Annotated in this window: 11 protein-coding genes, 3 tRNA genes and 1 pseudogene; 5 read left to right on the forward strand and 10 right to left on the reverse strand. The window is 61.8% G+C overall.

Going from position 1 to position 12207, the window contains the following annotated elements:
- From C1A35_RS36400 to C1A35_RS17990, 3 genes and pseudogenes are all read right to left on the reverse strand, one after another.
- A pseudogene (locus tag C1A35_RS36400) lies at positions 1 to 77 on the reverse strand (GTP-binding protein); the annotation flags it as partial.
- 277 nt (positions 78 to 354) lie between these two features.
- Positions 355 to 428: transfer RNA gene (locus tag C1A35_RS17985), tRNA-Gly, on the reverse strand.
- A gap of 23 nt (positions 429 to 451) precedes the next feature.
- Positions 452 to 536: transfer RNA gene (locus C1A35_RS17990), tRNA-Tyr, on the reverse strand.
- Positions 537 to 753: 217 nt separating this feature from the next.
- On the opposite strand from C1A35_RS17990, the gene C1A35_RS17995 reads away from it, so the two are divergent.
- Entirely contained in the window at positions 754 to 1629 is an 876-nt protein-coding gene (locus C1A35_RS17995) for a TrmH family RNA methyltransferase (protein ID WP_104665895.1), read from the forward strand.
- A gap of 59 nt (positions 1630 to 1688) precedes the next feature.
- On the opposite strand, the gene C1A35_RS18000 is transcribed toward C1A35_RS17995, so the two are convergent.
- Together C1A35_RS18000 and C1A35_RS18005 are read right to left on the reverse strand one after the other, a co-directional pair.
- Positions 1689 to 1949, reverse strand: a complete 261-nt coding sequence (locus C1A35_RS18000; RefSeq protein WP_440271540.1) for a hypothetical protein — start codon at positions 1947 to 1949, stop codon at positions 1689 to 1691.
- Between the two features lie 134 nt (positions 1950 to 2083).
- Positions 2084 to 2704, reverse strand: coding sequence for an FMN-dependent NADH-azoreductase (locus C1A35_RS18005; RefSeq protein WP_104665657.1), 621 nt, complete (start codon positions 2702 to 2704; stop codon positions 2084 to 2086).
- A 136-nt stretch (positions 2705 to 2840) separates the two neighbouring features.
- On the opposite strand from C1A35_RS18005, the gene C1A35_RS18010 reads away from it, so the two are divergent.
- Positions 2841 to 3782, forward strand: a complete 942-nt coding sequence (locus tag C1A35_RS18010) for a LysR family transcriptional regulator (RefSeq protein WP_104665658.1) — start codon at positions 2841 to 2843, stop codon at positions 3780 to 3782.
- Between the two features lie 184 nt (positions 3783 to 3966).
- On the opposite strand, the gene C1A35_RS18015 is transcribed toward C1A35_RS18010, so the two are convergent.
- Positions 3967 to 4446, reverse strand: coding sequence for a hypothetical protein (locus C1A35_RS18015; RefSeq protein WP_199772967.1), 480 nt, complete (start codon positions 4444 to 4446; stop codon positions 3967 to 3969).
- Between the two features lie 24 nt (positions 4447 to 4470).
- Between C1A35_RS18015 and C1A35_RS18020 the strand changes: the two genes are divergently transcribed.
- On the forward strand, positions 4471 to 4791 hold the full coding sequence (locus C1A35_RS18020) for a hypothetical protein (protein ID WP_199772968.1): 321 nt from the start codon (positions 4471 to 4473) through the stop codon (positions 4789 to 4791).
- Between the two features lie 126 nt (positions 4792 to 4917).
- Here C1A35_RS18020 and C1A35_RS18025 read toward each other — a convergent pair.
- A tRNA-Thr gene (locus C1A35_RS18025) sits at positions 4918 to 4993 on the reverse strand.
- 156 nt (positions 4994 to 5149) lie between these two features.
- Here C1A35_RS18025 and C1A35_RS18030 point away from each other — a divergent pair.
- A complete protein-coding gene (locus C1A35_RS18030; protein WP_104665659.1) occupies positions 5150 to 5923 on the forward strand; it encodes an NAD kinase in 774 nt (257 codons plus the stop codon).
- A gap of 99 nt (positions 5924 to 6022) precedes the next feature.
- Positions 6023 to 6511: a hypothetical protein gene (locus tag C1A35_RS18035; RefSeq protein ID WP_104665660.1), complete on the forward strand. Its 489-nt coding sequence runs from the start codon at positions 6023 to 6025 to the stop codon at positions 6509 to 6511.
- 66 nt (positions 6512 to 6577) lie between these two features.
- On the opposite strand, the gene prfB is transcribed toward C1A35_RS18035, so the two are convergent.
- The 3 genes from prfB to C1A35_RS18050 form a co-directional block, all read right to left on the reverse strand.
- Positions 6578 to 7709, reverse strand: a protein-coding gene (prfB, locus tag C1A35_RS18040; RefSeq protein ID WP_104665661.1) for a peptide chain release factor 2 whose coding sequence is annotated in 2 segments (ribosomal slippage) — positions 6578 to 7639 and positions 7641 to 7709 — 1131 coding nt in all. Because the reading frame shifts where the segments join, the coding sequence is not laid out codon by codon here.
- Between the two features lie 96 nt (positions 7710 to 7805).
- Positions 7806 to 10259, reverse strand: a complete 2454-nt coding sequence (locus C1A35_RS18045; protein ID WP_104665662.1) for a penicillin-binding protein 1A — start codon at positions 10257 to 10259, stop codon at positions 7806 to 7808.
- Positions 10260 to 10597: 338 nt separating this feature from the next.
- Positions 10598 to 11839, reverse strand: a complete 1242-nt coding sequence (locus C1A35_RS18050) for an N-acetylmuramoyl-L-alanine amidase (RefSeq protein WP_104665663.1) — start codon at positions 11837 to 11839, stop codon at positions 10598 to 10600.
- Between the last annotated feature and the right edge of the window lie 368 nt (positions 11840 to 12207).

The raw sequence follows: 12207 nt of genomic DNA on the forward strand, positions 1-12207 counted from the left end.
GTCTTGCCATGGTCAACGTGGCCAATCGTGCCAATGTTAACGTGCGGCTTGTTGCGCTCAAATTTGCTCTTTGCCATGGGTACGTTTCCTGTGGTCAAGTATGAATAATGATCAGCCGGCAGGGCCGGTTTGTGGAGCCGTTTAAGGGTTTCAGGGGATTTGCGCAAGACTTAATTGCGCGCGCCCGGACCGGCCGCCGCTGGCCTTTTCCTGCCGATATATAAGTCGCGCCACGCGCCGCTGCAAGAACGGGCAGAATCGACTTGCGATTCGCCTGCGCGCCAAGACAATCAAATGCTTAGCGCGGAGCGTTGACCGATTGCTTTAATCTGATAGGGAGAAGAAAGCCGCTGCTGGAGCGGGTAGCGGGAATCGAACCCGCGTATTCAGCTTGGAAGGCTGCTGCTCTACCATTGAGCTATACCCGCGGGCCTTCGATCCAGAAGCAGAATGGTGGAGGGAGTTGGATTTGAACCAACGTAGGCTGAGCCAACGGATTTACAGTCCGTCCCCTTTAACCACTCGGGCATCCCTCCATTATTCTGTCGGGATCTTTCGACCAAGCAATTGAGATCGTGAGACAACCAGCGACTTGTCGTTGCCGCTCTCGATCTGTGGCCGGGTATATGACTGCCCCGTTTCGTCCTGTCAACACGGCTTGGTGCAAAAATTCCGATTTTCTCCACAGCCGCAATTTTACGCCTCGTGCGGAAAAGCGTTTCGCCGGACATGCAACCTCTCTATAAGACGCGCATGAGCAAAGATCGCACCGGCGACAAGAGCGCCAAGGACACCCATTACGCCAACCTGCGGCGCGCGCACCGCGACGCCAAGCGCGAACGCGGCGAAATCCCGACACCGAAGCAGGACAAACGCCGCAAGGCGCCCGCCGACTGGAAGGCTCCACAGTTGGCGCCCGAGCAGGTGCTGCTCTATGGCCTGCACACCGTGCGGGCGGCACTCGACAATCCGGCGCGCCAGATCATTCGGCTCAGCGTCACGCAGAATGCGGCGGCAAGGTTGGAACTCGGCGAGCTTTCTGCCCTTCCCTTCCCGGTCGAAACCGTTTCGCCGCAGGATCTGGACAAGGTTCTCGGACCCGATGCGATCCACCAGGGCGTCATGCTCGAAACGCGGCCGCTGCCGCATCGCAGGCTCGAAGCGCTACGCGACTGCCCGCTGATTCTGGTGCTCGATCAAGTAACCGACCCGCACAATGTCGGCGCGATCATGCGCTCGGCGGTCGCCTTCGACGCCGGAGCGTTGATCACCACCATGCGCCACAGCCCGACCGAATCGGGCGTGCTTGCCAAGTCGGCTTCCGGCGCGCTGGAAATGATCCCCTACATCCAGATCACCAACCTTGCCGATACGATCGAGGAACTGCATCGGCTGGGCTTCCAGTCGATCGGGCTCGATTCGGAAGGACCGCAGCCGCTGGAAGGAACGTTCAGCGGCGAGAAGATCGCGCTCGTTCTCGGCTCCGAGGGCAAGGGGCTGCGGCAAAAGACCCGGACGATCGTGAACGACCTTGCCCGGCTCGACATGCCCGGCGCGATCAAGTCGCTGAACGTGTCGAACGCGGCGGCGATCGCCATGTATGCGGCACGCCAGCATCTGAAGCGCTGATCGCGCCACGAAGCCCTCTCTCGGCAATGAGCCCGGCGTGCTCACGATCGGGATTTTGCTCAGCGTACGGTGAGCGCCGCGCCGCTGCGCGCCGCCGTCGGGCAGCCGTCACTCAGCTTCTTCCAGGTGGAGACATTGAGGTTCATTTCGCAGCGCGCCATATAGACGTTGCCGTCGACCCTTAGGCAGGCGATCTGTCCGAGCTGATATTTCGAACCGTCGCGGTTTCGGCACGTGCAATTGTGCGCGCGCGCAAGGTCGGCGGCGAGCAACGCAGCCACCGTGGCGATCATGCCCAACAGAAGTGTCCGCCGGTTCATCATGACTGCATTATAAAGCAGATTGTGAAATCCCAAAACGGACAATGCCGGCTGCATTCGCAACCGGCACCGTCCGCACGCAGGGCGTTAAGCCCCTCCACCGGATCACCTCGGTGACCCGCTGAACTTATGTACTAGCTCGCCAGGCGAAGGACGCTGCCATCCGCGATGGTCTTTTCGGCCTCGGCGATCGCGAACTGCTTGGAGTCGGCGCTGAGGTTGAGGCCTTCGGCACGAACGAATTCGACATCGGTGACGCCGAGGAAACCGAAGACCGTCTTCAGGTAGGATTCCTGGTGATCCATGACGGCAGCCGGACCGGCGGAGTAATGGCCGCCACGGGTCGAGGCGACGATGATCTTCTTGTCCTTGGCAAGGCCTTCCGGACCGTTCTCGGTGTAGCGGAACGTCTTGCCGGAGACGGCGATGCGGTCGATCCAGGCCTTCAGCTGGCTCGGGATGCCGAAGTTGTACATCGGGGCGCCGATGATGACCGTGTCAGCTGCCAGGAATTCTTCGAGCATGTCGCGGCCGAGCTTGACGTCGGCGGCAAGGGCAGCGTCTACACCTTCGAGATCGGCAGGAGCCATGATCTGGGCGCCGGTCAGGTGCGGGAGCGAGCTGGCGGCGAGATCGCGATAGGTCACGGTGGCATCCGGGCGGTCAGCCTTGACCTGAGCAGCGAGAGCGGCCGTCAGGCGGCGGGAAACCGAGTGATCGCCAAGGATACCGGAATCGATATGAAGAACGTTCATGGGAACACCTTTGTGTTTGCGTTGCGGTGATCCACATATGAGGGGAAAACAATGACCCGATAAGCCAGCGGATATTTGACATACTGTTTCCAGAGGGAAACAATCGGGCAAACATCCGGACCTCGGAGACAGGACAATGCAGGATCTGAACGATCTCGGCCTTTTTGCCGCCGTCGTGCGAAACAACGGCTTCAGCGCCGCCGCGCGCGACCTCAATATACCAAAATCCAAGCTGAGCAAACATGTGGCCCGCCTCGAGGAGCAACTCGGCGTAAGACTGCTGGAGCGCTCGACCCGCAAGCTGCGCGTCACCGACATCGGTCGGGTATTCTATGAACATTGCCAGGCGCTGCTTGACGGCGTAGCCGCCGCCGAAGCCGAAATTGCCGCCGTTCGCGCCGAACCATCTGGCACGGTCAGGCTCGCCTGCCCGCTCGGCTTCACCCCCATGCTCGCCGATATCCTGCCGGCATTTCACCGCCGCTACCCCGGCGTACGCCTGCTGATCACCGCCACCAACCGCCGCATCGATCTGATCGAGGAGCGTGTCGACGTGGCGCTGCGTGCCCGCGGCCAGCTCGATACCGACAACCAATTGATCATCCGCAAGTTCGGCGAGGTGCGCGAGCGGCTTGCCGCCAGCCCGACCTTCCTTGCCCGCTCGGGCGAGATCACCATCGACAACCTCAGCCAGCAGGCGACGCTGTCGATGAACGAACAGCACCCGACCGACGTCTGGAGGTTGGTTTCGGCCGATGGCAACACGACGGAAATCTCCCACCGTCCGATCGTCGGCTGCAGCGACTTCCTGATTCTCGAACGCGCGGCGATTGAAGGCATGGGGGTTGCGCTTTTGCCCGATCATATCTGCGAGCGCGCCTTCCGCGCCGGTGTCCTGGCACCGGTGCTGCCGGAATGGACCTCGAACGACGTCGTCGTCCATCTCGTCTTCCCGTCGCGTCAAGGCATGCTGCCGGCGACCCGGGCGCTGATCGACTATCTCGCCGAAAACCTGCTCAACGCCCTGCAGAAATGCCGGGAGGTTCCGGTTCGCCTGGGGCCGTCATTCGAGATCTGATGCCGCAGCACTGCGACTTTTCCGGTCAGCAGCGGCAGGCCATCAGCACGATAAGCCAGAACTGAACCGAATCACCGTTCAATCGAGATCCGACGAAGGTCCGGCTGCGCTTTGCCGACCCGCGGAGAGAAAGGCCGGCTACGCCGCCCCTTGAATCCGTCCTCGGGCGGGCGGCTCCGCACGTTTATCGACGGCAGAGCCCCTCGCCGATTGCAAGCTCCGCAAAGGACTTGGCCGCGGCATCATAGCGATAGGCGATCGTCTGCGCAGTGCAGGCATCCTCGTATCGCGCGCAAGCCTCCATCGAAACGCAGAGATAGCCGTAAATGCCCCAGACCTTTGCGGGAGGCCGATCGTAAATGCCGTCGTAGATCGTTTGCGTCCGATCGGTGCCGTCGCGCCATTGCACCACGATCTCCGAACGAAAGTGATCATACCCGATGCTGCTGTACCCGACGGAATAGTGGACCGCTCCCACACCGGGGACGTCGGTGGCGCCTGAACTCACTTCGGCCCAATCGGATCCGTCCTGAGAACCGGCGGAACCGGCGACAAGCGCGACGAGACCGCAAAGCAGAGCGGCAACCGATCTGATCGGCAGCAACTGCGGGCACTCGCACAAGGTGCTTGTAGACGTTGCGGAGGAGAAGCGTTTGATCGCCATGACCTTTCTTCGGAAACAGAATGCTTGTTCGGGCCCGCCGACCTCGCGTGGCAATCGGGGCTGGCCGGAACCAGGAGTTGTCTATATGCCAGCAATATGAGGACTCTTGGAACCCTGATCGTCTCTGCCATCCTGGCATTCGTTGTCAGCCTGCTCGTCGCGGGGCTGTTTCTGCCCGTCTACGGCATTTTCCAGGGCGGATCGTACAACTGCCTGAAGGACGGCATTCAGGAATGTACTTCGATGATACCCCTCAGCGCGCTGATCTACGGGCCGCTGTTTTCCATCATCGGGACCCTGGTCGGCACGCCTGTATTTATGGTGATCTTAGCGATGCGTGATTGACTGGATGATTTGCACCGATGGGCGCATCGGCGGCGAGGCAAACCCGCGAGTTGCCCCGGCAGCTCAAATCCCGGCGCGAGAAACACTCGCCAAAAACACGGCAAAATCAATGTAAAGGAAGTGAAATGGTGCCCCCAGAGAGACTCGAACTCCCGACCTACTGATTACAAATCAGCCGCTCTACCAACTGAGCTATAAGGGCACTTGCTTCGGTCGGAGTTACCATAATCTCGTGCGGTGTAAAGCAAAATTGCGAATTCTCCCAATTTTTCAGATGCGTTCGGTTGCACGCCATGCCAGAAACGATGATGAGAGATCGCCGTAAGCGGCAAGCAACGCATCGAACGGACTAGAGTTCATGGCCCGAACGTTCAATTCCTTCGCCTTCCTCGCCTCGTCTGCAGAGGAGGCGCAAAAGGCTGCGGCTGATCTCAAGGCGATCTATGGCGACCATGACCCGGCAAAGGCCGATGTGATCGTCGCCCTCGGCGGCGACGGCTTCATGCTGCAGACGCTGCATCAGACCATGAACAGCGGCAAGCTGGTCTATGGCATGAACCGTGGCTCAGTCGGGTTCCTGATGAACCGCTACAGCACCGAGAACCTGGCAGACCGGATCTGCCAGGCGGTCGAGAACGCATTCCATCCGCTGGAGATGCAGACGACCGACGTCTATGGCGAAAGCTTCACGGCACTTGCCATCAACGAAGTCTATCTCTTCCGCCAATCCTACCAGGCCGCAAAGCTGCGCGTCCTGATCGACGGAAAGACAAGACTCGAGGAACTGACCTGCGACGGGTTGCTGGTCGCCACCCCCGCCGGATCCACCGCCTACAATCTCTCCGCCCACGGGCCGATCCTGCCGCTTGAGGCACCGCTTCTCGCCTTGACGCCGGTCAGCGCCTTCCGTCCACGCCGTTGGCGCGGAGCGCTCTTGCCGAACCATGTGACCGTCGAGATCGAGATCCTCGAGGCCGACAAGCGGCCGGTCAATGCGGTGGCGGACCATCAGGAGGTCAAGTCGGTGGTGAAGGTTCGGATCGCCGAATCGGAAAACATGACGGCGCGCATTCTGTCCGATCCCGATCATTCCTGGTCGGACCGCATCCTGGCCGAGCAGTTTTCGAACTGAGCGCAGGTCTCGGCGCGACCTATGTTATCATCCACCCGGCCAGGTTTCCGCCACCCGCAGCAAACGGCAGCCGAGCCGCCGCCTCAAGGACGACGCCCAATGCACAGACCCGCCCTCCTCGCGCTGCTCCTGTTTTTCAGCAGTGCCGGCGCCAAGGCTCAGGACGCCAACATCGTGCCGCCTGAGGCGACCTTCGTGACGAGCACCGGCTACTGGGAGGAAAGCGGGGAGCCGCTTTCATCACTCGATCCTAACGCAGCCACAGAAAAGCCGGGCGATGCCCGGCGCGGCTACTACAAGCTGATCGCGCTCCGCCAGGCTGACGGAACCGCCCAGATCCATCTGCAGCAGGTCGAAGCCACATCGGCCGGACCCGTGGTGATTTCGTCGGCAGAACTCGAAGAGTTCTCCGCGCTCAAGGCCTATGTCACCGACATCCGTCCCGAGACCTCGACCGGCGTTACCGCACAGCCGGGCATGTTTGCGACCGTCTATCTGAAGACCGACCCGGCCGCGCGCGAGCCTGAAAGCTGGACCGTGCTCATCGATGATCTCGGCGACATCAAGATCGAGCGCGCCTCCAACTGAACGAAGAAAGGGCCGGATGCGAACACCCGGCCCTTCGAATTTCCAGTTCCTCAGACCGCCGCGGCCTCAGTTCAGATCATCGACGACGGCATCCGCGCCACCGCTGACGCGGTGCGCAAGCGCTGCTTCCATGAACTCGTTGAGTTCGCCGTCGAGAACGTCGCCCGGTGCCGTGCTTTCGACGCCCGTTCTGAGATCCTTGACCAGCTGGTAGGGCTGCAGGACGTAGGAACGGATCTGATGGCCCCAGCCGATGTCGGTCTTCGACGCGGCTTCGGCACTCGCGGCATCTTCCCGCTTTTTCAGCTCCGCTTCGTAAAGGCGGGCGCGCAGCATGTCCCAGGCCTTTGCCCGGTTCTTGTGCTGCGAGCGTTCCTGCTGGCACTGCACGACGATGCCCGAGGGGATGTGCGTGATGCGCACCGCCGAGTCCGTCGTGTTGACGTGCTGGCCGCCGGCGCCCGACGACCGGTAGGTGTCGATGCGGCAGTCGCTCTCGTTGATGTCGATCTGGATCGAATCGTCGACGACCGGATAGACCCAGATAGAGGAGAACGAGGTGTGACGGCGCGCATTGCTGTCATAGGGCGAAATGCGAACAAGGCGATGCACGCCCGATTCGGTCTTCAACCAGCCATAGGCATTGTGGCCCTTGACGAGCAACGTCGCGGACTTGATGCCGGCCTCTTCGCCGTCCTGGATTTCCAGAAGCTCGACCTTGTATCCCTGGCGCTCGGACCAGCGGGTGTACATGCGCAGAAGCATGTTGGCCCAGTCTTGGCTTTCCGTGCCGCCGGCGCCCGAATGCACTTCGAGATAGGTGTCGTTCTGATCGGCCTCGCCCGAGAGCATGGCCTCGACCTGCTTCTTGGCCGCTTCCGCCTGCAGATCGCGCAGCGCCTGTTCGGCATCGGCGATGATCGCCGCGTCGCCCTCTTCCTCACCGAGTTCGATGAGTTCGATGTTGTCGTTGAGCTGTTGCTCGAAACGGCGAAGGCCGTTGATGCCGTCGTCAAGCTGCTGGCGCTCGCGCATCAGCTTCTGTGCTTCCGAAGCATCGTTCCACAAGGTCGGATCTTCCGCCTTGTTGTTCAACCAGTCCAGTCGTCTTACCGCCTGATCCCAGTCAAAGATGCCTCCTCAGCAGGCTTATGGCCTGCTTGATTTCGTCGACAATATTCTCGATTTCGCTGCGCATGATCCTGCTTCTTGTGAACCCGATATGAAGGTGAGCGTCAAATAGCGATGCCCGCCGCTGATGTAAAGGCGGCGGGCATCGCGAGAAGGGAAAGGCTTAGAACAGGCCGTTGGAACCGGAGGTCACCGCCTGGTTTGCCTGCGGCGAGTTCTTCAGGATCTCTTCCGGCGGCACGTACTGATCGAGACCGCCGATGACCGAGAAGGTGTCGGCCGGCCCGGTGCCAGGCTTGAAGGCCTCGATGATCGTGTCCGGCTCGCCTTCCTGGGCGGCCATGCCGGTCTTGCGGTTGACGGCGACCATGCTCATGCCTTCGGGGACGACGAACTTGCTCGGGCGCGTGCCCTTCACTGCTTCAGTCATGAAGTCGTTGAAAATCGGCACCGCAAGGCTGCCGCCGGTCGCGCCGCGGCCGAGCGGGGCCGGGTTGTCGAAGCCGAGGTAGAGGCCAGCGACCATGTCCGGCGTGTAGCCGACGAACCAGGCATCCTTTTCGTCGTTGGTGGTGCCGGTCTTGCCGGCGACCGGGCGATCAAGCTTGATCTTGCCGGCAGCGGTGCCGCGCAGCACCACGCCCTCCATCATCGACGTGATCTGGAAGGAGGTCATCGGATCGAGAACCTGCTCGCGATTGTCGGTCAGAACCGGCTCTTCCTGGCTTTGCCAATCGCCGGCGTTGCAGTTGTCGCAGGTGCGGTCCTCGTGACGGAAGATCGTCTTGCCGTAACGGTCCTGAATGCGGTCGATCAGCGACGGCTTGATCTGCTTGCCGCCGTTGGCGAGCACCGAATAGGCCGAGACCATGCGCAGCACCGTCGTCTCGCCCGAGCCCAGCGACATCGCCAGGAGCGGCGGCATCTTGTCGTAGATGCCGAAGCGCTCGGCATATTCCGCAACAAGGTTCATGCCCATGTCGTTGGCAAGGCGGACGGTCATCAGGTTGCGCGACTTTTCGATGCCGAGGCGCAGCGTCGACGGACCGGCTGAGCCGCCGCCGTAGTTTTCCGGGCGCCAGACCTGGCCGCCCGCGACGATTTCGATCGGCGCGTCGAGAATGACCGATGCCGGCGTATAACCGTTGTCGAGTGCGGCGGCGTAGACGAAGGGCTTGAAGGACGAGCCCGGCTGGCGCATCGCCTGCGTCGCGCGGTTGAATTCCGACTGGCCATAGGAGAAGCCGCCGACCATCGCCAGCACGCGGCCGGTCTGCGGGTCCATGGCGACGAGGCCGCCTTGAACCTTAGGCGGCTGGCGCAGGCGGTACTCGCCCTTTTCGGCGAGCGGCTCGACATAGACGACGTCGCCGGCGCCGAAGACGCCTTCCGGGGACTTCGCCGACTTGCGGTCGCCGGTGGCGGAACGATAGGCCCACTGCATGTTCTTGGCGGAGATGTGCCCGGTGACGCGCTCGGCGACGATCTTGCCCGAGGCTTCCTTCTCCGGCTGGATGCCGATCTCGGCGCCTTGCGCGTCGACGGAGAGAACGACGGCGAGCTTCCATTCGGGCACGTCGCTGAAGGAAACGACGGCACCCAGCGGCTCGCCCCAGTCGCCACCGATCTCGATCGACTTGACCGGACCGTGGAAGCCGCGGCGCTCGTCGTAGCTCAGGAGACCCGCCTGCAGCGCCTTGCGCGCGGCGATCTGCAGGCGCGGATCGAGCGATGTGCGGACCGACAGGCCGCCCTCATAGAGCGCGTTGTCGCCGTATTTCTGGATGATCTGCCGGCGGACTTCCTCGGCGAAGAAGTCGGATGCGAAGAGATGCGCCCCGCCACGGCGCGGGTTGACGCCGAGCGGCTGCTTCTTGGCCTCTTCGCCGTCAGCCTTGGTGACGTAGCCGTTCTCGACCATGCGGTCGATCACCCAGTTGCGGCGCTCGAGCGCCGCTTCGGTCTTGCGGAACGGATGGTAGTTGGCCGGGCCCTTCGGAAGGGCCGCGAGATAGGCGGTCTCGGCAATGGTAAGCTCGGTGACCGACTTGTCGAAATAGGTGAGCGCCGCGCCGGCGATGCCGTAGGAGTTCAGGCCAAAGAAGATCTCGTTGAGGTAGAGTTCGAGAATGCGATCCTTGCTGTAGGCCTGCTCGATGCGGAAGGAGAGGATCGCTTCCTTGACCTTGCGGTCGATCGTCTGGTCGGACGAGAGCAGGAAGTTCTTCGCCACCTGCTGCGTGATCGTCGATGCGCCGACCGGGCGACGGCCGGAACCGAAATTCTGCAGGTTCACCGCGATGGCGCGCGCCAGGCCGGTGATGTCGACGCCCGGATGCTGGTAGAAGTTCTTGTCTTCCGCCGAGATGAAGGCCGCCTTGACGCGGTCGGGAATGGCCTGGATCGGCAGATAAAGGCGCCGCTCGCGAGCGTATTCCGCCATCAGCGCGCCGTTGCCGGCGTGGAAGCGCGTGGTCACCGGCGGCGAGTACTTCGCCAGCACCTCATAGTCCGGCAGGTCCTTGGTGACGACACCAAGATAGAGCGCCACGGCTCCGGCCACACCAAGCAGCAGAAACGCGCCAATCCCGAAGAAATATCCAATCAGCCTGATCATCAGTCAGATACCGGTACCTTAATTATCGTCCAATTGCCGAACCGCCCGACTGACAGTCCATACTCAGTCCTGCCGGCCTGCATGGCGACGGCCCGGCCAAACTCTTTCGCAAGAAATCGCCTGGCATCGCAGCGCCCCGCCAGCCCGGCTCCTCATATGGCGGGGAACTCCGGGCTTCAACTCGTTTCTCAACAAATCCGGGCGCAATTCCGGTTACGTCCCGGATTGTGCGTAAAATAGGGCTGTTTTTCGATAATCACGTGCGCATCCCGTTGAAAACCATAGCGCTGTTACCGGGGCGACACAAATCACTTCGTCGCCGCGCCTGCCTTCAAGCGTCATCCGCCGCTGGCGACCGCCTGCTCTCGGTAGCGCTGAACCGCAACCGCAAGGCGCTCGGAAACCTTCTTGCGCCATTCCGGATCGAGCAGCAGCTTCTCGTCCTCCTTGTTCGACAGGAAGCCCAGTTCGAGCAGGATCGACGGCACGTCCGGTGCCTGCAGCACCCGGAAGCCGGCGAAACGGTGCGGATTGTTGATGAGATTGATCTGGCCCTCGAAGGACGAGACGACGGCACGCGCCATGTTGACGGAGAAGGCCTGGGTTTCGCGGCGCGTCAGATCGATCAAAATGTCGGCCACTTCCGCCGGCTCGCTCTGCAGCGGCACGCCGGCGATTTCGTCGGACAGGTTTTCGCGGGCGGCGAGGCTTGCGGCCAGATGGTCGGATGCCTTGTCGGATATCGTGTAGACGGTCGCGCCGCGGATGTCCTTCTGGCGGAGCGCGTCCGCATGCAGCGAGATGAAGAGATGGGCGCCCTTGTTGCGGGCGATCTGCACGCGCTGGGGCAGCGAGAGGAAGACGTCCTTGTCGCGGGTGAGAAAAGCCTCGATCCCGGCACCCTTGTTCAGGGCCTCGACGAGGTCCTTCGCGAAGGCAAGCGTGACGTGCTTTTCCTCCGTCTTCGTTTCGCTGGCGAGCGCACCGGTATCGATGCCGCCATGGCCCGCATCGATTGCTATGATGAACGGGCCGCCATCCCTGGTGGGAGCGACGGCAACAGGCCTGTCGGTCTTGGCGGCGGCAACCGATCCGGTCCACTGCTGTTCGCCGAGAAGCGCATCGAAGCGCGCCTGGTCGACGCGCTCGGCATCGAGCACCAGCCGGTAGCCCTTGCCCCCCTCTTCCGCGATCACTTCCGCATGGGTTACCGCGACGGGTCCTTTGGCAGAAAGGACGATGCGGGAACTGCCCGCTCCCATGCCGCCGTAGCGGATGGCATCAAACAGGCCGCGCGGCTCAAGGCTGTCCGTCTTCAGGCCGAAGGCCGTCTCCGGCAGGTCGACCACGACCCGTACTGGGTCGGAGACGTAGTGAAGGGAAAAATCGGGCTTGCGGTCGAACTCGACAACGACGCGCGTCCGCGCATCGTCTCCCGCAACGCGCGCGCCGAAGGCCAGCAATGGACCCTGATCGGCTGCCTGAGCAGCGGGAACGGCCATAAGCAGGCCGCCAGCCAGAAGCGACGCCCCGAGCAGGCGCCTGTTCAGGCGCAACAACGACAACAGCGAACCACGCATACAAACCGCCAAAGGCCTCACCTTGGGCTCTCCGCCACTTTCTCAGAAAACCAACCAGCAGCCGACGCACAGCCACTGGACGCACAGGTTGATCAATGAACCCTCATGGTTAACCAATGCTTGACAATGATCATCTTCGCCTGCCCGCCGGCACAATCGATTTACCGTTTATCGACCTACTGCACGTGGACAAGCGAATCGATCATTATTGTGGCGGCACGGGCTTTTCCCTTGCCAATGTGACATAGAAAACATAAAAGCGTCACAAGGAGAAAGTGTTGACGGGATAGAACAGTCGACCGGGCAGCCGGAGCTTCTCCAAAGCTTGGCGCTAGGGTGCGATCGAACCGGATTGACCGGTTAACAGT

Origin of the sequence: Ensifer adhaerens (assembly GCF_002940685.1) — a bacterium.
Classification (GTDB): Bacteria; Pseudomonadota; Alphaproteobacteria; order Rhizobiales; family Rhizobiaceae; genus Ensifer; species Ensifer adhaerens_E.

Bases quoted from the DNA above. Each gene is read 5' to 3' on its own strand.
- C1A35_RS17995 (WP_104665895.1), top strand. From the start codon at position 754: ATGAGCAAAGATCGCACCGGCGACAAGAGCGCCAAGGACACCCATTAC.
- C1A35_RS18000 (WP_440271540.1), bottom strand. From the start codon at position 1,949: ATGAACCGGCGGACACTTCTGTTGGGCATGATCGCCACGGTGGCTGCG.
- C1A35_RS18005 (WP_104665657.1), bottom strand. From the start codon at position 2,704: ATGAACGTTCTTCATATCGATTCCGGTATCCTTGGCGATCACTCGGTT.
- C1A35_RS18010 (WP_104665658.1), top strand. From the start codon at position 2,841: ATGCAGGATCTGAACGATCTCGGCCTTTTTGCCGCCGTCGTGCGAAAC.
- C1A35_RS18015 (WP_199772967.1), bottom strand. From the start codon at position 4,446: ATGGCGATCAAACGCTTCTCCTCCGCAACGTCTACAAGCACCTTGTGC.
- C1A35_RS18030 (WP_104665659.1), top strand. From the start codon at position 5,150: ATGGCCCGAACGTTCAATTCCTTCGCCTTCCTCGCCTCGTCTGCAGAG.
- C1A35_RS18035 (WP_104665660.1), top strand. From the start codon at position 6,023: ATGCACAGACCCGCCCTCCTCGCGCTGCTCCTGTTTTTCAGCAGTGCC.
- C1A35_RS18045 (WP_104665662.1), bottom strand. From the start codon at position 10,259: ATGATCAGGCTGATTGGATATTTCTTCGGGATTGGCGCGTTTCTGCTG.
- C1A35_RS18050 (WP_104665663.1), bottom strand. From the start codon at position 11,839: ATGCGTGGTTCGCTGTTGTCGTTGTTGCGCCTGAACAGGCGCCTGCTC.